The sequence below is a fragment of the Vibrio sp. E150_011 genome, from assembly GCF_053544015.1.
This window is the reverse complement of record NZ_JBHFOL010000004.1, coordinates 196,434-215,604: the sequence shown is the minus strand read 5'-3', so window position 1 is coordinate 215,604 and position 19,171 is coordinate 196,434. Positions and strand designations below refer to the sequence as shown.

At 42.6% G+C, this 19,171-nt stretch carries 19 protein-coding genes; 12 read left to right on the top strand and 7 right to left on the bottom strand.

The genetic code is table 11. The features are described from left to right. Positions 1-115 precede the first annotated feature (115 nt). The 4 genes from ulaR (at position 116) to ACE1OE_RS09275 (ending at position 3,329) form a co-directional block, all read left to right on the top strand. Positions 116-871: an HTH-type transcriptional regulator UlaR gene (gene ulaR, locus ACE1OE_RS09290; RefSeq protein WP_449210825.1), complete on the top strand. Its 756-nt coding sequence runs from the start codon at positions 116-118 to the stop codon at positions 869-871. A 123-nt stretch (positions 872-994) separates the two neighbouring features. Beyond that, a complete protein-coding gene (gene ulaG / locus ACE1OE_RS09285; RefSeq protein WP_102468033.1) occupies positions 995-2,062 on the top strand; it encodes an L-ascorbate 6-phosphate lactonase in 1,068 nt (355 codons plus the stop codon). A gap of 216 nt (positions 2,063-2,278) precedes the next feature. Next, positions 2,279-2,524, top strand: coding sequence for a hypothetical protein (locus ACE1OE_RS09280; RefSeq protein WP_102468032.1), 246 nt, complete (start codon positions 2,279-2,281; stop codon positions 2,522-2,524). Beyond that, the gene (locus ACE1OE_RS09275; RefSeq protein WP_449210824.1) at positions 2,514-3,329 is read left to right on the top strand and encodes a Cof-type HAD-IIB family hydrolase; all 816 of its coding nucleotides are present in this window, start codon (positions 2,514-2,516) and stop codon (positions 3,327-3,329) included. The genes ACE1OE_RS09280 and ACE1OE_RS09275 overlap by 11 nt, the downstream gene beginning before the upstream one ends. Before the next feature lie 219 nt (positions 3,330-3,548). Here ACE1OE_RS09275 and yghU read toward each other — a convergent pair whose 3' ends face one another. The 3 genes from yghU to ACE1OE_RS09260 all read right to left on the bottom strand — a co-directional run bounded on the left by yghU (position 3,549) and on the right by ACE1OE_RS09260 (position 5,915). Beyond that, positions 3,549-4,415, bottom strand: a complete 867-nt coding sequence (yghU, locus tag ACE1OE_RS09270; RefSeq protein WP_449210823.1) for a glutathione-dependent disulfide-bond oxidoreductase — start codon at positions 4,413-4,415, stop codon at positions 3,549-3,551. Positions 4,416-4,588: 173 nt separating this feature from the next. After that, on the bottom strand, positions 4,589-5,266 hold the full coding sequence (locus ACE1OE_RS09265) for a glutathione S-transferase family protein (RefSeq protein ID WP_372061562.1): 678 nt from the start codon (positions 5,264-5,266) through the stop codon (positions 4,589-4,591). Between the two features lie 238 nt (positions 5,267-5,504). Continuing rightward, positions 5,505-5,915, bottom strand: a complete 411-nt coding sequence (locus tag ACE1OE_RS09260) for an XRE family transcriptional regulator (protein ID WP_449210822.1) — start codon at positions 5,913-5,915, stop codon at positions 5,505-5,507. Between the two features lie 132 nt (positions 5,916-6,047). Here ACE1OE_RS09260 and ACE1OE_RS09255 point away from each other — a divergent pair, with 132 nt between their 5' ends. Then, entirely contained in the window at positions 6,048-6,428 is a 381-nt protein-coding gene (locus ACE1OE_RS09255) for a hypothetical protein (protein WP_449210821.1), read from the top strand. A gap of 76 nt (positions 6,429-6,504) precedes the next feature. Here ACE1OE_RS09255 and ACE1OE_RS09250 read toward each other — a convergent pair whose 3' ends face one another. Then, positions 6,505-7,422 carry a LysR family transcriptional regulator gene (locus ACE1OE_RS09250; protein ID WP_449210820.1) on the bottom strand — a complete coding sequence of 306 codons (918 nt, stop codon included), beginning with the start codon at positions 7,420-7,422 and terminating at the stop codon, positions 6,505-6,507. Positions 7,423-7,601: 179 nt separating this feature from the next. Here ACE1OE_RS09250 and ACE1OE_RS09245 point away from each other — a divergent pair, with 179 nt between their 5' ends. From ACE1OE_RS09245 to ACE1OE_RS09235, 3 genes are all read left to right on the top strand, one after another. Further along, positions 7,602-9,380, top strand: coding sequence for a sodium:solute symporter family transporter (locus ACE1OE_RS09245; RefSeq protein ID WP_449210819.1), 1,779 nt, complete (start codon positions 7,602-7,604; stop codon positions 9,378-9,380). An 81-nt stretch (positions 9,381-9,461) separates the two neighbouring features. Further along, the gene (locus ACE1OE_RS09240) at positions 9,462-10,034 is read left to right on the top strand and encodes an acyltransferase (protein WP_102468024.1); all 573 of its coding nucleotides are present in this window, start codon (positions 9,462-9,464) and stop codon (positions 10,032-10,034) included. After that, a complete protein-coding gene (locus ACE1OE_RS09235; protein ID WP_449210818.1) occupies positions 10,015-12,237 on the top strand; it encodes a heparinase II/III domain-containing protein in 2,223 nt (740 codons plus the stop codon). The genes ACE1OE_RS09240 and ACE1OE_RS09235 overlap by 20 nt, the downstream gene beginning before the upstream one ends. Before the next feature lie 121 nt (positions 12,238-12,358). Here the strand turns inward: ACE1OE_RS09235 and ACE1OE_RS09230 are convergent, their stop codons facing one another. Beyond that, on the bottom strand, positions 12,359-13,273 hold the full coding sequence (locus tag ACE1OE_RS09230; protein ID WP_449210817.1) for a LysR family transcriptional regulator: 915 nt from the start codon (positions 13,271-13,273) through the stop codon (positions 12,359-12,361). Between the two features lie 127 nt (positions 13,274-13,400). Between ACE1OE_RS09230 and ACE1OE_RS09225 the strand changes: the two genes are divergently transcribed. Next, positions 13,401-13,841 carry a PACE efflux transporter gene (locus tag ACE1OE_RS09225; RefSeq protein WP_449210816.1) on the top strand — a complete coding sequence of 147 codons (441 nt, stop codon included), beginning with the start codon at positions 13,401-13,403 and terminating at the stop codon, positions 13,839-13,841. 179 nt (positions 13,842-14,020) lie between these two features. Here the strand turns inward: ACE1OE_RS09225 and ACE1OE_RS09220 are convergent, their stop codons facing one another. Further along, positions 14,021-14,545 carry a gluconokinase gene (locus tag ACE1OE_RS09220; RefSeq protein ID WP_449210815.1) on the bottom strand — a complete coding sequence of 175 codons (525 nt, stop codon included), beginning with the start codon at positions 14,543-14,545 and terminating at the stop codon, positions 14,021-14,023. Positions 14,546-14,846: 301 nt separating this feature from the next. Continuing rightward, on the bottom strand, positions 14,847-15,860 hold the full coding sequence (locus ACE1OE_RS09215) for a substrate-binding domain-containing protein (protein ID WP_372061549.1): 1,014 nt from the start codon (positions 15,858-15,860) through the stop codon (positions 14,847-14,849). Positions 15,861-16,311: 451 nt separating this feature from the next. Here ACE1OE_RS09215 and ACE1OE_RS09210 point away from each other — a divergent pair, with 451 nt between their 5' ends. Genes ACE1OE_RS09210 through ACE1OE_RS09200 form a run of 3 tightly spaced genes read left to right on the top strand, consistent with a single transcriptional unit; the run spans position 16,312 to position 19,167 of the window. Further along, positions 16,312-16,827, top strand: coding sequence for a TRAP transporter small permease (locus ACE1OE_RS09210; RefSeq protein ID WP_241903081.1), 516 nt, complete (start codon positions 16,312-16,314; stop codon positions 16,825-16,827). A 48-nt stretch (positions 16,828-16,875) separates the two neighbouring features. Continuing rightward, positions 16,876-18,189 carry a TRAP transporter large permease gene (locus tag ACE1OE_RS09205; RefSeq protein ID WP_449210915.1) on the top strand — a complete coding sequence of 438 codons (1,314 nt, stop codon included), beginning with the start codon at positions 16,876-16,878 and terminating at the stop codon, positions 18,187-18,189. A gap of 15 nt (positions 18,190-18,204) precedes the next feature. Next, on the top strand, positions 18,205-19,167 hold the full coding sequence (locus ACE1OE_RS09200) for a TRAP transporter substrate-binding protein (protein ID WP_372061548.1): 963 nt from the start codon (positions 18,205-18,207) through the stop codon (positions 19,165-19,167). Positions 19,168-19,171: the final 4 nt, after the last annotated feature.

The window sequence follows — 19,171 nt, the reverse complement described above, 5'->3', positions numbered from 1 at the left end:
ATTCAGTTCTTATTTTATGTAGGGATAGGTTTGACAATCATAACGGTGATTATTAGAATCATAACAAATCACAAGCAATCACAAAGTTGTCACGGCAACCCAGAGAGTGATCGATATGAACGAATTACAAAGGCACAACAACATCTTGTCGCTGCTAGAAGATAAGCAGACGATTAATGTGGCGCATATTATTGATAGTTTTAACGTTTCTCCTGCGACCGCAAGGCGTGATATCGCCAAGTTAGATGAATTAGGTAAGCTAAGAAAGGTACGTAATGGCGCGGAGCGGGTTGAGAATAAAAAGAGAAAGTGGTCACCGCTGAATATCAACAGCACCGATTTTTATGAGGAAAAGTCCGCGATTGCGCAGGCTGCCGCCGACCTTTGTCATTCCGGCGACAGCGTAGTGATCAACTGTGGTTCTACCGCCTTCTTGCTTGGACAGCAGCTGTGCGGGAGTGATGTGCAGATTGTGACCAATTATTTTCCGTTGGCGAGTTACCTAATCAATGAAGATCATGACGATGTGATCATTATTGGTGGTCAATATAATAAGGCGCAAAACATCTTTTTGAACCCGGCCCCTAATTCTTTAGGTGGCTATGCTGGGAATTGGATGTTTACGTCAGGAAAAGGTCTTACAGAGGTCGGTTTGTACAAAGCGGATATGTTAACGGCCGTAGCAGAGCAACAAATGTTAGAGCAAATCGATAAACTGGTCGTTGTGGTTGATAGCTCGAAAGTAGGCCAGCGTACGGGCATGCTATTTTGTGAATCTAAGCATATTGATATCGTTATTACAGGAAAAGATGCGAACCCTGATGTGGTGAAATTAATAGAAGCTCAAGGAACGCAAGTTATTCTGGTATAAAATATAGAGCGCAATGCTCGATAAATAAATAATAAAAATAGCTTTAGTGCCTTAATTTAAAATAAGGTACTTGGCTCCCTGCATCCTAAATAAATTTAAATTTGTGAAATAAAAGGTATTATCATGAGCAATGTAAATGAAATCACTCGCGAGTCTTGGATCCTAAATACATTCCCAGAGTGGGGCACATGGTTAAATGAAGAAATTGAACAAACGGTTGTTCAACCGAATACATTTTCCATGTGGTGGCTTGGCTGTACTGGTATTTGGTTAAAATCTGAGGGCGGTGCGAACCTATCTATGGATTTCTGGTGTGGTACGGGTAAGAAAACACAAGCAGTTCAAAAAATGAAGAACCAACACCAAATGATGCGTATGGGCGGTGTTGAAGCATTACAACCTAACCTACGTACCGCGATTTTCCCACTTGACCCATTTGCGATTAAAGAAATTGATGCGGTGATGGCATCTCATGACCACGGCGATCACATTGATATCAATGTTGCTGCAGCGGTTCTACAAAACTGTGGTGACCATGTGAAATTCATTGGTCCTAAAGCCTGTGTCGACCTTTGGATGAAATGGGGCGTACCAGAAGATCGTTGTGTTATTGCTAAAGTGGGTGACGAGATTACGATTAAAGATGTGACGATTAAAGTACTCGATGCCTTTGACCGTACGGCGCTTGTTACACTGCCAGAAGGCACGTCATCTACGGATAAAGACATCTTAGATGGCATGGATGATCGCGCCGTTAACTACTTGGTAGAAACAACGGGTGGGTCTGTGTATCACTCTGGTGACTCTCACTACTCAAACTACTACGCTAAGCACGGTAATGACCATAAGATTGATGTCGCGTTGTTATCATTTGGTGAGAACCCACGTGGCGTGACGGACAAAATGACGTCTTCAGATATCTTACGTGCCGCAGAATCATTAGATTGTGAAGTGGTCGTGCCATTCCACCATGATATTTGGGCTAACTTCCAAAATGACCCACGTGAAATCGAAATGCTGTGGAACATGAAAAAAGAGCGTCTTCAATATGGTTTTGCGCCGTTCTTCTGGCAAGTCGGCGGTCGCTATACTTACCCAACCGATAAAGGTCGTATGCATTACCAACATTTCCGTGGCTTTGCTGACGTCTTTAAGAATGACCCAGAATTGCCATACCGAGCCTTCCTATAACAAGTAAGAAAGGGACGATTTATCGTCCCTTTTTATTGCGTGTTTTATTTTTTGAAGGCTAACTTTAGTCATTGAAAATTAGCCAATAAACTTCTTATTAATATGTTAGTTAACGGTGTTATTAAATTGAACTAACCCGTTTATTTCGTAGCCACATATTTATTATGATTTGGCTATGTTTATTACCGATGTAATTATCATGGAGGGTATGCCCTTATGCTGCTAAGAGAATTTAAAGCACACTTTGCTCGCGGTGATATTGATGGGGCCATTGCGATAAAATCTGAACATAATGACCATTACTATTTGTTGGTGGTCAGCAATAAATGGGGTGTTAATAGCTTTTTAGAAACAGGGAAAACACTCAAGCCTCGAATATTTAAAACTATCCACGCTCTGATGAATACTGTAGAGCATATTGGTCTCTCTCCCCGTCATGTTGAGGTGCAACATGGGTTATAAACTGATCGCGATTGATATTGATGGCACGCTACTGAATACTCAAGGTGCAATCACACCAGAAGTGCAGTCGTGCTTGTATGGTTTGCGTAAGCATTATCATGTGGTACTCGCGACAGGTCGTCATCATACGACCGTGCTGCCGTATTACCAGCAACTAGAACTTGATACGCCGATTATATGCTGTAATGGTTCATATCTATATTATCCCGAAACGAAAGAATATCAGTACAAGCGGCCTATCGCGATGGAGGACGTAGCGTTTTTCATTGAACATACCCAAACGCTTGATCTCATCGCCTATGTGGATGATCGCATTATTTTAAAGCACACTCATCCTGCGAATTACATCACTACGCTAGAGCAGTGGGCGCAGACATTGCCTATTTCTATTCGTCCTAAAATTGAGCGTGTTGATGACTTAAACGCAGCACTAACACAATCGAAACATGTTTGGACTTTTGTGACCGAAGGGGATTCAAGTGATATTGAAGCGCTGATCTCTCTGCCTCATCTACAACAGAACTTTTGCTACGAGCATTCTTGGTTCAATCGCATTGGTTTTAACAAGATTGGCAACAGCAAAGGCTACTTATTGTCACAATACCTTGTTCATAAGGGGATTCACCCTGATGAAGTACTTGCGATAGGAGATAATGATAATGATGTCTCTATGATTGATTTGGCGGGCATGGGGGTCGCGTTGAGCAACGCGACTCCAAAGTTAAAAGCGCGAGCGAATTACCTGACGCAAGGCAGTAATAACGATACGGGATTGCTTGAAGCCCTAGCATTACTATCGAAATAATTGGTATGAAGTAACGTTGAATAACAATCAGGGCTTGGCGTTGAAATCGTTATTTAAAAACCAAGAACCAAAAGCCAAAAGCACAGAAGCAAATAGTACAGAAGCAAAAAAGCCGAGACTACGATTCTCGGCTTTTTAGGTGCTTAGGGTATAATTTTAAGCGTGCTGGTTATAACCCAACATTAGTGTTCAAACCTTAAGCGTTTTTACCGTGATAGCTTACGACGCGTCGGGGTTGAGCGCGAGTACTTTATCGATATCCGCTGCGCTATGGCGCTCAGGGACTTGTTCCCATTCTTCGCCCCACGAGCGGTTTATGATACGCCCGCGTTGCACCGCTTCTCGGGCGTCAAGCATATTGGCCCAGCGCATAACATGACGGTAGCTCTCAACTTGTAAGAACTCAGCAGCATCATACAGTCGACCTAACACGACGGCGCCATACCATGGCCAAATTGCCATATCGGCAATGGTGTACTCTTCACCTGCCACAAAGGTATTGTTGGCCAGTTGCTTATCTAAAACGTCGAGTTGACGTTTTGCTTCCATGGCAAAACGATTAATTGGGTATTCAAATTTCTCATCGGCGTACGCGTAGAAATGGCCGAAACCGCCCCCCAAGAAGGGTGCTGAGCCTTGTGCCCAGAACAACCAATTGAGAGTTTGGGTACGTGCTGCCCCTTCTTTTGGTAAGAACTGACCAAATTTTTCAGCAAGATGGACAAGGATAGAGGCCGATTCAAAGACATTGATGTCTTCTGCTCCGGATTTATCAACCAGTGCGGGTATCTTCGAGTTAGGGTTAACGCCGACAAAGCCAGAAGAAAACTGATCACCTTCACCAATGTTAATAAGATAAGCATCGTATTCGGCTTCTTGGATCCCTAGCGCGATAAGCTCTTCTAAAAGAATCGTTACTTTTTGTCCATTAGGCGTACCTAATGAATAGAGCTGCAGTGGATGTTCACCAACGGGCAGAGTTTTCTCATGTGTTGAACCGGATACCGGACGATTGATGCTGGCCCATTTGTTTCCACCATCCGTATTGTCTACCCATACTTTTGGTGGTGTATATTTGTTGTCCATACTTACTCCTAAATTCAAACTAGAAAACTCTGCGCCTGCTTAATTTTTTTATTCCACCACAAGCATAATGAAAATGCGTCTGCCATGAACATTATAGAAGGCCAAGCACAAAGTGGGTTAGGGGCTGACCATCGCCCACTTATTCACATTCAACATGAGGTTCGGGTCATTGTCTAATCTTTCGAATAATTTTGTGGAAACAATGCTCGTTTAGTGACTTCGTCTTGCTCAGATTTAAATGCCACATCACTGCCAATGTTACGCGCTACTTCAACGGCTGGGCGGCTGTTAATATTTTCAAACCAACGTTGTAGGTGCGGATAAGGGGCTAGACCTTCTTCTCCTAATACAACGGCTGCTTTGTCGATCCAACCCCAGGCTGCGACATCGGCAATACTGTACTCTTCACCAACCAGGTATTCCTTACCTTCAAGGTGCTTATTGAGTACGTCGTAGTGGCGTTGAGCTTCTCGTAAGTAACGATTAATGGCGTACGGCAGCTTCTCAGGCGCGGCATGTCGAAAGTGCACGGATTGACCTGAAAATGGCCCAAGACCAGAGGCGATAAACATCATCCACGACAACAACTCACCTCGGTGTTCGGGCTTACCCGCGAGTAGACCGGTTTTCTCTGATAGATAAAGCAGTATCGCATTGGAATCAAAGACTCTAACGCCGTCATCTTCAAGTGCCGGTGCTTTTCCATTGGGATTGATGGCCAGGTACTCAGGTTGGTGTTGCTCTCCTTTGTATGTATCGACTGGGACGAGCTCGTAAGGAAGTCCAGTTTCGGCAAGATATAACGCGACTTTCATTGGGTTTGGGGTTTTGTGAAAATAGAACTTCAGCATGTCATTTTCCTTTGAATTGGGCCTGAAATTAAAAAAGTCGCGAGGGGTCATCTCCATGCGAACAACATTACTATAAGATCAATTGAACGACCGTTCAAGGCTAAGTTGAACAAATGTTCAATTTTATGAAAAACAAAAGGTATTGAACTTCTACTTAAGAAGAAAATAGGGGGGTATGCGTGAGTTGCAGGCAATGTGAACCATTGATTGCGGCGTAGATTGTGGTGTTGATTAGGGGTTATTTATTGATCTTATTGTGTTTTTTTAACGTTTCTATCATGTCGTAAAGCATCGCAATATCGGTATTACTCATCGACATCATCATGTCCATCATATGCAATACACTGGCCGGAACCGCCAGTTGCCCACCATGTTCACGATCGATCTCTTCTACGGGGAAAAACTGCAAGATACTGACGTCCATGGCTTTGCCAAGGCGAAATAAATCCAAGGTAGTAAATTGACTCTCTTGAGTTCGGTCCATTTTGCTATAAAACGAGGTTTTTCCAATGCCAGCTTTGTTGGCCAACTGATTTTTTGTTAACTGACTGTGTACCATATAGGTCTCAACACGTTCAATTAACATGGCTCGAAAGCGGTGCTCTTGTTCACCAAAAAACTCAAATCCTTTGGTTTCTAGTTGGGCCATATTATTAACTCACTCATTGCTTGTTTTCATATATTAAAAATAAGGATAAGACGGTTTTCAAATTATGAAAAGAAATAACCGTATGCTTACGCCTCAAGAATACGTTCATAGAAAGTAAGATAGAGGTTACAAATGAAAAGATACTCGTTGCGTCATAACCCTAAGCTGATGATGTTGGTAATAATGTCTATGCTCGCACTATCACCAGCCAGTATGGCCATCAATAGTCCAGAGGCAAGTGTCGCGAGTGGGCAAACGGAACAGTATGCCCGCGTGGTGGCGCGCGGAAAGTTGCTGAGCTTGACCAAATGGAAAGTCGAAGTCGATTTTGGGCAAGAAGTTGAAATAAGTATTCGCAATAAAGGCCTTCTTCGCGATGAGTCTGGTAATACGGTCTCCTTTAACTCGCCAATTGATGCCGTGAATTTCTTGAACTCAAAAGGTTGGGTATTAGTGTCTGCAAGTTCTTCTTCGGACCATTTTTCAGCGATATTAAAGCGTAGCGTGCAGTAAACAATATGAGAACGTCCACGGATTTCGCTATTAGCTCATTACCTTATTAGTTCATTACCTTACTGCCTAATGGCAATTAATGCGTTGAGCAGATCGCGTTTTGCACATCAGGCTTGATGCTTGCGCATGTGCTGACAAACTTTTCTAACGCGCTACTAGCGCCACTTCGTTTGTAGTAGATATAAAGAGGAAGCACCAGATTCACGTTGCTAATGGGGATACAAACACAGTTATTGTCTGCGATGAATTTGATGCATTGTGGGGCAATCGAAATCCCAAGTCCTGAAGACACGGATGTCACCAGATGCCTCATGTTTTCGGGGTGAAAAGTCACATTGGGCGTAAAGCCACTTTCTTGCGCTAAAGATAAAATATGCTCATACATCTCTATCCAGTCAGATCGTTGAAACAAAATAAACGATTCGCCTTCAAGATCAGACATCGAGAGTTCCGTTTGGTTAGCAAGCGGATGCTGCGCTGGCACGATAGCGACCATTTTGTCAGCGTATATTTCTTCTACCGAAAACAAATTCTCATCGAGTTTTGGTTGGCGCCGTGAAAAGGCGATATCGATTTTATCTTGTGTCAGCGCCTCAAATTGTTCTTGTCCGGTCATTTCATGAAGACTGGTCGTGACATCGGAATGATTGAGCAGAAATTGTCCGACAAGATTAGGTAAGAAAAAGGAACATGCCGTAGCTAAATAACCGACTTTAAGGTGATTTTTTTCTTCTTTTTGCGTGTTCTGAACCAGGGTTTTCACTCGTTTGTCATTGGCTAATATTGCTTGCGCCTCAGGCAGTAATACCGCACCAGCCTGAGTCAGTTCAACTTGATGAGTCGTACGTAAGAAGAGTTTTAAACCGAGCTCGCTTTCCAGTTCCGAGACATGCCTAGAAACCGTTGGCTGTACGCTATGCAGTTCTCTTGCCGCCGCCGAAAAGTTCTTATGCTTAGCGACTGACACGAAAGTTGTCAGTGTTTTTATGTCCATTTGTCTAGTCATTCTCATTATGTATTATTGTTATACAGTATTATCATTTCCAGCCATATGTAAGCGCGAGTATAGTGAAACTTGCATCAAGTCTCATACTTTTTAAGTAACGCCATCGCCGCATAACAGTGACCAATAAGGCGAGGTATGGCACGTACTCTACAACTACAGGATTGCACATGGATATCGATATTATCGTTGTACTCGTTTACTTTTTGTTTTTAATTAGTCTAGGCTGGGTTTTTCGCTCTGCTGCGTCGAATACCAGTGAATATTTCCGGGGTGGCGGCCGCATGCTTTGGTGGATGGTGGGTTCAAGCGCCTTCATGATGGCTTTGAGTGCGATGACCTTTACTGGGTTAATGGGCAAAGCACTGACGAGCGGTATGTCGGTTGCCATCGTCTTTTTTGCTAACGCGCTCGGTTATTTTTGTAACTACCTTTTCTTTGCCGCGAAAGCACGTCAAATGCGAGTGATCAGTCCTTTACAAGGGGTGAGAATGCGCTTGGGTAAAGTGAACGAACAAGTGTTCACATGGGCGAATGTACCTCTTAGCGTATTACAAGCCGCGATTTGGTTGAATGGCCTTGCGGTTTTTACCAGCGCAGTGGTAGGGGTGCCATTAGAGCAGACTATAATTGGCGCTGGTTTGGTGGTGTTATTTATGTCCCTAGTAGGCGGAAGTTGGGCGGTGATTGCCTCTGACTTTATGCAGATGATCATCATCACAGTCATGACATTTGTCGCGGCAATGGTGGCAATTTGGAAATCGGGTGGCGTGGGTAACCTGCTTGAGGTTGGTCTGCCAACCGAGCAATTGATCGGTGACGGATATAGCTACAGCTACCTATTTTTCGGTTGGTTTATTTGTATCTTTGTTAAACAGTTTTTTAGCACCAACAACATGGTCGACTCTTATCGTTTTATTGCATCTAAAGATACTAAGAATGCCCGAAAAGCCGCATTGCTTGCATGTTCTTTGATGATTCTAGGTCCACTGATTTGGTTCTTACCGGCTTGGTACGTTGCGGGTAATTACCCAGATGTAACCACATGGGGCTTGGATGGCTTAGGCGATAAAGTTGCTGATGCGACGTATTACATCTTTGTTAGCCGCGAAATGCCAGTGGGTATGGTCGGCTTAATGCTCGCGGCGATGTTTGCTGCCACCATGTCTTCTATGGATTCAGCTCTAAACCGTAACGCTGGCATCATCTTGAAAAGTGTTTACGAACCGTATTTTTGCAAAAACTTCTCTGAACAACACCTGATGATGGCCAGTAAAGTACTGACTGCTGTATTTGGTATTGTGATTATCATTACCGGTTTGTTTTTAACCTCTTTGAAAAACTTTGGTTTGTTTGACTTGATGATGCTTGTTGGGACATTGGTTGGTTTCCCTGTACTGATTCCTTCAATTATGTGTTTCTTCATTCGTAAAACGCCAGATTGGGCCGGTTGGGGCACGATCATGGTTGGTATGGGTGTATCGGCATTTATCGCCTTTGGTGTCACGCCACAGCTCATCGAATCAGTGTTAGGTCTAGATACACCACTGACTGCACGTGAATTTTCGGAGATGAAGTCGGTGACACTTGGGGTCATTGGTCACATGGGCATCACATTACCGTTCTTCGTATTGTCTCAATTCTTCTATAAAGAGCCATCACCAGAGCGCGCCGCAGAGATCAATAAGTTCTTTAGCAACGTTGATACTGAAGTGATTGTTGAAGAAAGCGAAAGCAGTATTTTAGCCGATAACAAACAACACGATATGCTTGGAAAAATGCTGTTGACGGCCTCAGTTTTCCTCGCCTCACTTGCCTTGGTTCCGAACCCAATGTGGGGGCGTTCATTGTTTATTATCGTGGCGGGAGTGGTGGGACTGATTGGCTTCATTTTACTTCGAACTAAGAAGCAAACCGAACAACCACAAGGCGTAAAGGCGACCGCTTAACACGTCATTGTTTTAAATTTAGATTTGAATAATTTTTTAAGGGACAGGGCAATTTTCCTGTCCCCGTTTGTGAGGATACTTATGTCGGTACAACAAAAATTTGGTGGTGAATTAACGGACGAAGAGTTCAGAAAATTCACACTTTATACGGCTAAGAGCAACAACTTTGAAGATGATACGGCGCGTGCCAGTATTCTAGGATTCGACGGTGACAATGTAAGAATTGCACCGGGCGCGATTGTAAGAATCAATGACAATCAGATTGGCAATCATTCTTACATTGGCTTGTATAGCTATATTAATGGCGACGTTGTTATTGGGGATCATGTATTGATCGGTCCTCATGTTTCGATTGTGGCAGGTAATCATCTTTATGACCCACAGACAGAGACGTTTGGGCTTAGGACGTGTCCTACAAAAGGCCAAGTCGTTATCAACAATGGGGTATGGTTGACCTCGGGTGTTGTGGTGACCCCTGGTGTCACTATTGGTAAATGCGCGCTGGTTTGCGCCAACGCAGTCGTCACCCAAGACGTCCAGCCTTACGCTATTGTCGCTGGTTCACCGGCTAAGCCAATTGGGGAAATAAACGCTGAAACGGGCGAATACATTTGGTTTGAAAAGGAGCGTAGTGATGCTGAATCTCGAGCGTAACCATGACTTTCAAGTCTTTCTTTCTCCACAAGATCAAACCACGAGCACGTTGAACCCGCCAAGTTTTAACTGGCCACAATCTGATTATCAACACACGTATACGATTGAACTAGAACACGTGGAGAAGCCTTTACAATGGCGTTGGAAAGACGTCCGCTCCCCATTTCGTCTGCCATTTTTGTTGGTCGAAGGCGGGTATAGATGGCGCCTATCAAAAGATACTGGTGCTTTATCGGAGTGGTTTACTTTCACTATTGATCAGGCGTCAACCAGTTATCTTCCACCTAGCGCTCAAGATATCTTTAAGCTGTGCGAGCATCGTGATCAGTTTTTAATGTATTTTGATGAAGATATTAACTCGGTTCGAATCGCGTCATGGACCGCCTTTGATAAGCTACAGGCGACAGCAGAAAAGGTTGATATCGACGCGGTAACCTACCCTGATCATTATCGACGAGGTAAAGAGGAAGGCAAACGTACTGCCATCGCTAACGTAAGGAACTGGATTGACCGAGATCTTGTGTCATTGACCTTGCTTTATAAGATTTGGGGTGACGAGCAAAGTGGCGACAAAGCAAGATGCTTGTTGTTGAAATTGGCGCAGTGGAGCCCTGAAGGACCCGCTTCTTTAGTACGCCCATTAACGTGGGGGGATGAGGTTGGTCTTTCCCTCGCTCGAAACTTATACCTTGCATACCACTGGCTAAGTCCACTAATGACTGACAGCGAAAAAGCATTTGTGCGCCCAATGTTGGTACGTATTGCTTTTCAAATGGAAGAACGCCTAGAACAAGATCAGTTTCAACAATTTCCTGGTCACTCTCATACATCGCGATTACCGTCGTACCTTGGTGTGGCTGCTATGGTGCTGCACAAGGAGTTCGATCAAGTTGTTTGTGAGCGTTGGTTAAACTACGCGCTAATGATATACCAAAGTGTATTACCGTTTTATGGTGGTGAAGATGGTAGTTGGGCTGAAGGGCCATTTTATTCTTCGTCTTATACTAAGTGGCATCACCCATTTTTCTTATCGATAGAACGTCTTAGTGGGTTTTCTTTCTATAACCATCCTTTCTATAAGAACTACAGCAAATTCGCTAAGGATTTTGTTGCAACAGACGACGTGATTCACCCATTTGGCGATGGCTTTTGGTGCAAGCGGGACGGCGCAGAATGGCCTGGATTTTTTGCTCAGAACCCACTGCGGATCTACGCTGATCGTTTCGGTGATACGAGAACGCGTGAAATGAGTTTAAAGTTGGAGCTAGACATAGAGACCTATGCATTGCATTTACTCGATGTGATTCCGACGGTCAGTCAGATCAACCATGCTAATCGACCATTAAACACGACGGATATTGACTTGGAATACGAAAAGAGTGTGCGTGGTCAATTTTATGGTTTTGCCGGTTTAGGTAAAATGATGAGCCCTAACATGAGTGTGTTCTACCGAGCGAGCCAGTTTGGTAATAGCTCTCACCGCCATGCCGATCAGGGTAATTTTGCTCTGATGGATAATGGATTGAATGTCTTAACACCAAGTGGTAGCTATGGCTATCGTTATGGTAGTGCACATCATAGTGAATGGACACAGACAACCCAAGCGCATAATTTGCCATTAATTGCGGGGGTCGGCCAAACTTTAGATGACGAAACGGCAACTGCGAAGGTGATCAATCAACAGTCTGGAACAGGGTGGAGTGTTGTACAACTCGATTTGTCCAATGCTTATGAAACAGTGAGTCGATTCATTCGAACCTTGGTATTTGTTGCTGATAAAGGTGTATTGGTCTGTGACACATTGGATTTGCATAAAGCGGCCGCTGTGCAATGGCGACTTCATAGTGCGTTATCAGGTGACTGTGTGGAGAATCAGATCCAACTAATGGGCAAAGGGTATCAATACGACATCAATATGTTGTCGCATGAAAGTGTGGCTCCACTGCTCTCTCACGGCTATGACATGGAGAGGTCCCACACCGACGTTGTGGTGTCTGATGCAAGTGAAGACATATGTCACGCGCAGTGGACGCTTGAATCAAAACAACAGCATCATGTATTAGCATGTTGCAGTAAAGAGGCCATCTCTACGTCACTTGATGTTTCGGGACGCATTCAGGTTCATGTTAATCAAGATACCCTTGAGCTGAATCACCAAACTCACGAGCTACGTGTTATGCAGCCATTTGAGAAAGTAGGGTAACCTCTGGCGCTCAAAGGTGGCAAAGTGCGCCAGTGCGTGAGCGACGGAGTACCGTAACCGTTGAGTTAATAACGCTTGTTTCAATGACGGGTTTCAATGAACAGAAAGCCCCAGACTCGTTCTAGGGTTTTCTGTTTTCTGGCATCCAATGTTCTTCATTGAAGCGATGTTGTTTGAGCCTTTCGACAACACTTTCTAACACCGGCCCTGAAGAATGGCTACGTGACACCAAGCAGCCCACAGCGGTGAGCCAACCGTTAAATTCATGCGCGACAGGCAATGAAACGAGCGTCTTTGTTTGCAGTTGGTTTTTAATCAGTAATTCAGGCACGACGGCCCATCCGATGCCCTGTTGTACCAAGTCGATCAAGGTCTGGTGCGTATTGGCGTACCAAAATGTTGAGCTGATCCCGTAGCTGAACCACAACTCTTTTTGTTGAATACTACGATGAACACACTGACGGTGTCTTTTCAAATCTGAGTCTTGCACGATAGGGAGCATCGCCAATTCATGTTGCGGTGATGCGATAGTGAGAAACTTAGCATGACCCACAACGAAAAAATCCATATCAACCTTTAATTCACCGTCAGAATAGACAATGCCAATTTGCGCTTTGCCCGAGCGAACGAGAGATTCCACATCAAAGGTTGAAGCGGTGATGACCTCAAAATGGGTAATAGGGAATTGATCGGCGAGAGGGGTCAAAATGTTAAAAAAATCATCGCTTATCAAGCTTTCGTCGACCGCAATCACGACTTCATGTTCGTACGCTTTGGTCAGTGATTCCGCTTTTTGGTCAAAATAGGTTTGTTGATTCAAAATCGAACGCGCGATCGGCAGCAGTGCTTGACCGCTGGTGGTTAAGGTTGGTGTGTTCTTATCACGATTAAACAAGTCTTGGTTGATGGCGATCTCCAGATTAGAAATCGCCTGGCTCACACCGGATTGCGCTCTTTTCAACTTACGAGCTGCGGCAGAAAAAGAGCCACTCTCACAGACGGTGACGAATACCTTGAGCTGTTCAAAGCTGTACATGTGGCGTCCTCTTGCGATATCAAAATATAAAGCTATCACTAAACGTGATGGTTGTTAACTTTTACTCTATGTACGCCCTGTCATAATTGCGCTTTCAGTTATTTAAGTAGGGTATCGGAGTAGAGAGATGAGAACACCAGAACGCATATTTCATTCAGTTTTGTTTGAAGCATTAGCCGTGACACTGTCCATTATTGGATTGTCATTATTTACTGATCATAACGTCGCCGCACTATCAGGAACAATGATAGTTATCGCGACGATAGCAATGTTCTGGAATTATTTGTTTAATCTGGGCTTTGATCGTGTTGTACTTGGAGAAAAGACACAGCGTTCATTGTCCTTGCGGGTTGTACACGTTATTGTTTTTGAAGCGGGTTTGTTGTTGTTCACGGTTCCGGTCATGGCCGCTATTCTCGGCGTCAGCTTATGGCAGGCATTTATTATGGATCTGGGTGTCACGATCTTCATAACGTTCTACGCTTTTACGTTTAATCTCATTTACGACCATCTAAGGGTTATTGTACTGCAACGCAGGTCAAAAAGTGTCAGTAAAGCAATCGCATAGTAAACGATGTTTATTGATATATTGAATGTTTAGATACGAATTCTATCAGGCCTTTAATACAGAATACCAAATGTATCGTGTATTAAAGGCCTGATATTGCTTGATGTGATAATAAAAGTGGTGATGGGCCCCAGCTTAAAGGTAGGTTAATCCGCAAGTACCCATGCCTAGTTTGTCGGTTAATGGGTCGCCACTAGTCTAAGGTTATCGAGTTGACTGATAGCTTGGCTCACGATAGAGTCTACCGTATTATCAATATCGACAATAATGACGTCTACTTCACCACTTGGTCTTTCTAGCGCTTCAAATTGGCTATTAATCATTTCTTCTTTAAAAAAATGCCCGTTTCTCTGCCGGATTCTCTCTATCACGATATCTTTAGTACCATCGAGAAATAAGAAATTAATGTGTTGATTACCCTCTCTAATACGATCACGATACGTCTTCTTTAATGCCGAGCAAACAATCACGCCGATTTCATTTTTACTTTCTAGGCTGTATGCCGCATCATTTATTCGCTCCAACCAAGGTGCGCGGTCTTCGTCATTCAACGGAGCACCAGAGGCCATTTTCACAATATTATTTCTAGGATGAAGATCGTCACCATCAATAAATTTTGCCCCTAAAGCCTGAGCAAGCTTTACACCGACAGTGCTTTTTCCTGACGCAGAAACGCCCATTACAATAATACTTTTTCCTGCCATAAGACTTCCTTAAGTGATTGCAGTGACCATTGAGGTGGACTGCAAAAGTTATAGTAGTTATGTTATTGGTAACATGTTACCCGTAACTGCAATTAAAGTGAACAGTCGAACACCAGGCCTGTTCATTTTAGAGCGCTTAATCACATTAATGGTTGGACAAAGTAACGAAAAAGTGACTGCAGACGAATAAAAAAGCGAACGTTGAGTTTCTATTCGTCTGAGTAAAATAGGGGATGAGAATTGATATGAAGGCCCATACTAAAACTATCTAGTGTTGGGCGGATTGCGCAGAGAAACAGCACTAGCTGATGAAGCTTTCACCTTTAGTGAGGGTGAATCCAAGGTCATAGACGTTCTGTTGGCTTCTTTTACCTTCGATACTGTCTAATAGGATATCAGCACTCTTTTCGCCCATTTCATAGCGAGGTGTGTAAATACTGGTTAATTTTGGTGAAATCGCTTGTCCAATATCTAAGGCATTGTATCCAATGACACTGGTCTTCTCAGGCACTGAAATCCCTTTTTCTAAACAAGCGAGAATGGTACCGATTGCGATATCATCATTGGTGCAAAAAACACCATCTAAATCTGGACAGTCTGCTAACGCCCGCTCAAGAAGGTCTCGCCCCAGTGTAAAACTGGAGTGTTTATGGGTTAGAAAGTGGTGTTTTTTTAAGCCAAATTCTAATATGGCTCTGTCATACCCTTCCATTCTCAACTTGGTTCTTCGGTCCAAACGAGCACCGAAATAAGCAACATTACGTTTACCGCTCGAAAGCATCGCTTTAACTGCAGTATAAGACGCGTGCTCATGATCGATACCAACGACCATGTCGATAGGGTTGTCAGTCAGTTCCATTGATTCGACGACGGGTATGTTGGCGGTTTTCAACATTTGTAGCGTTCGTTTGGTATGGGTGGTACCGGTTAAAATGATGCCATCAACGTGATAAGACAACATCATTGCAATTTTACGCTCTTCTATTTCATCGCTATAACCAAAATGAGATATCAGCACTTCATAGCCATGCTTGTTTGTTACCGACTCTATTCCTTGAGTAAAGTTTGCAAAAACTTGGTTCGATAATGAAGGCAGTAATACTCCAATTGCTTTACTCGAAGCCTTTGACAGCATTGAAGGTGCACGATTATGAATATAACCAATTTCTTCGATAGCATTCGCGATTTTGTTTCGAGTTTGTTCTGAAACTAACTCTGGGTTACGTAGAAACCGGCTAACAGTCATCTTTGTTACACCAACAAGGTCTGCTATGTCTTTCAAAGAAGGTCGAGTATTTTTCTTATTTATAACCATCTTAATGTACTCATTATTATTGGATAATTAATTGTTACTGTAACATTGCTTTTTTGTTCATTAAACCGTTATTTATACTAATTTCTGTGATTGCGTTTTAAAAATTTAAAATCAATTTGGAATATCACTATTAAAATGAGACGTGTGTCACTAAATAATGCCCTTACAAATACTATCAATAACATTAATTGTTTAACTTGCTGTTTTTAAAGGAAAGTATGACATTTGGTTAAATATTAGTGAGTTTTTATAAAAGGTAAAACTAAAACGATAAACAGCTTTAATGAGATATTAGTCACAGATGTGATGGGTTGACCTATGATCCAGAACACATTTTCACACAGTGATATTTGTATTATTTATCCTTTTAGATAGACTCATTACATCAAGAGTTACCAGTAACATGTTTCGGGTAACATTTTATATAACACGTAGCTCCAAAGGTAGCCATATGGATGTTTATTTCAAGGGTGTTGCATTAATTACTAAGATATTAGAAAAGCTGCTAGTTCTGATTATGTGGGTGATGGTTTTTGCCGTGGTGTGGCAAGTATTTACTCGATTCGTTATCAACTCACCATCAACGTTTACCGATGAGTTATCTCGTTACTTAATGATTTGGGTAGGTGTGCTTGGAGGGGCTTATGTTTACGCTCTAAAAAGGCACTTAGCAATAGAACTTCTTGTCACCAAGATATCACCGAAACAACAAGAAATATTAGCAATAACAGTAAGTTTGATTGTAATTTTGTTTTCTTCAATTGTATTGGTTTACGGTGGTAGTAGCGTCGTCAATACAACATTAGGATTTAATCAAGTATCGCCAAGTTTATACTTATTTGGCAGTAACTTGCCTATGGGATATGTCTATATGGCAGCCCCTATCTCTGGAGTTATTATTGTTATGTGTGCTGTTGCCGATATATTGCAAACAATTCAAAGGTTATTAACTCAAGGAGGTAAATAAGTCATGACTTTAATGGATATGTTATTTACAGAAAATTATTTGATGAACATGCCAGATCTAGTTTACGACATGTTACCTGTTGTGGTCTTATTCGGAACCTTGTTTGTATTCTTAGTGTTAGGCGTTCCTATTGCGTTCTCTATTGGTTTGTCGTCACTATTAACTGTTTTTCTTCATTTTTCTATTGATAAAGCGGCAATATTAACAAGTCAGCAATTGCTTGGCGGATTAGATAACTTTGGCTTGCTTGCGCTACCGTTCTTTATTTTTGCCGGCAATTTGATGAACTCTGGAGGCATTGCTAAGCGACTGATTAATTTCGCAATGTTGATAGGTGGAAAACTTCCAGGTTCTCTTTGTCATGTAAACGTTATTGCAAATATGATGTTTGGTTCTTTGTCCGGTTCGGCGACAGCTTCTGCTGCTGCAGTGGGTGGCTTGATGGGGCCAATGCAAGATGAAAAGAAATACCCTAAGGCGTTTTCAAGTGCGGTTAATATAGCATCATGTCCGTCGGGACTACTGATACCGCCTTCTAATGTTCTTATTTTATACGCTTTGGTTAGCACAAGTTCAGTTCAGTATTTGTTTCTAGCAGGTTACATTCCTGGCATTATCATGGGTTTGTGTGTCATGCTTGGTGTGTACTTCTTTGGCAAGCGCTTTGGTGTTCCAGCGGAAACTATTAAACTAGAACAACCCGTACTGAAAACGATTTTTGACGCTGTACCTAGCTTATTAATGCTTGTTATTATCATGGGTGGCATTGTTGGTGGTATTTTTACCGCGACAGAAGCCTCTGCAATTGCGGTAGTTTATAGTCTTGTTCTTGGCTTTGCTTATCGTGAAATTAAAGTAAAAGATTTATCGAATATTGTTGTTAACAGCGTCATCATTACTGCTATTGTTTTGTTCATGATAGCGACCTCAAGTGCAATGTCTTGGGCGATGGCTTACTCTGATATACCAACGTTTATTGCAAACTTTGTACTTAATTTTTCGGATAACCCGATTGCGATACTTATTTTAATTAACATTATATTTTTAATTGTTGGAACATTCATGGATATGTCTCCTGCAATATTAATCTTTACACCAATTATGCTTCCAATCGCGACATTTATTGGAATGGACCCAATCCACTTTGGCGTAATGATGGTATTTAATTTCTCTATCGGAATATGTACACCACCAGTAGGAACCGCGTTATTTGTTGGTTGTAGTGTTTCAGGTAGTAAATTGGGCGAAGTTGTCCCTAAGTTAATCCCGCTATATGCGCTGATTCTTTTAGGACTTACGGTCGTCGTTGCTTTCCCTAGTCTCTCGATGTGGTTACCGAGACTAGCTGGTTATAATGGATAAACTGGGATATTAATTATGAAAAAGACAATTTTAGCAGTAGCCGTTACTTTAATTTCTTCAACTTTAGCGTTTAACGCCTCGGCGCGTAACATGAAACTGGCACACGCTATGCCTCTAGACCATCCAGTACATCAGTCGTTGAGCTGGTTTGCTGAAGAAGTCACTGATAGAACGAAATTGCGCGTAAGAGTTTACCCTAATGCAACTTTAGGCCGTGAAGAGTCAACGCTACAAATGCTTCAAAATGGCACGCTAGCCTTTACGAAAGTAGGCGGAGGGCTTACCGCTTCTTTCTCTGAACAGTACTCAGTACTTTCATTGCCTTATTTATACAAAGATGAAGATGACTCGAAGCGAGTACTTCGTGGGCCAGTAGGTCAAGGTATTCTTGAGTCATCAGAGAAAGATGGCTTTATCGGACTCGCGTATTTATCGAGTGGTTCACGTGGCTTTTATTCTAACCATAAGATTGAAAAAGCGAGTGACTTGAAAAGCTTAAAGGTCCGAGTTCAAAACTCTCCAATTGATATCGATACGATGAGTAGTTTGGGAGCGAGTGCTGTTCCGATTTCTTCTACTGAGGTGTATTCAGCTCTACAACAAGGTGTTGTTGACGGCGCAGAAAATAATATCCCAACGTATTTTGCTAACCGCCACTATGAGGTTGCTAAGTACTTTGCTCTTGACCACCACACGATGATCCCAGATATCTTAGCGGTATCGACTGAAGTTTGGGGGCGATTGTCTGAAGAAGATCGTGCGACGATCCTTGAAATCTCAACAGAGGTTCTGGATGTTCATGATAAATACTGGGATGCCTACGTCGATCAAGCAACCGTCGAAATTGAGAAAAATGGTGGCGAAATCGTTCCTGCTGACGTCAACTCATTTAAAGAACAAGTTCAACCTGTGTACGAAAAATTTATCAAAGACAACCCAAAGCTAGCGTCGCTGCTTAACGATCTACAAAATTACTAAGGAT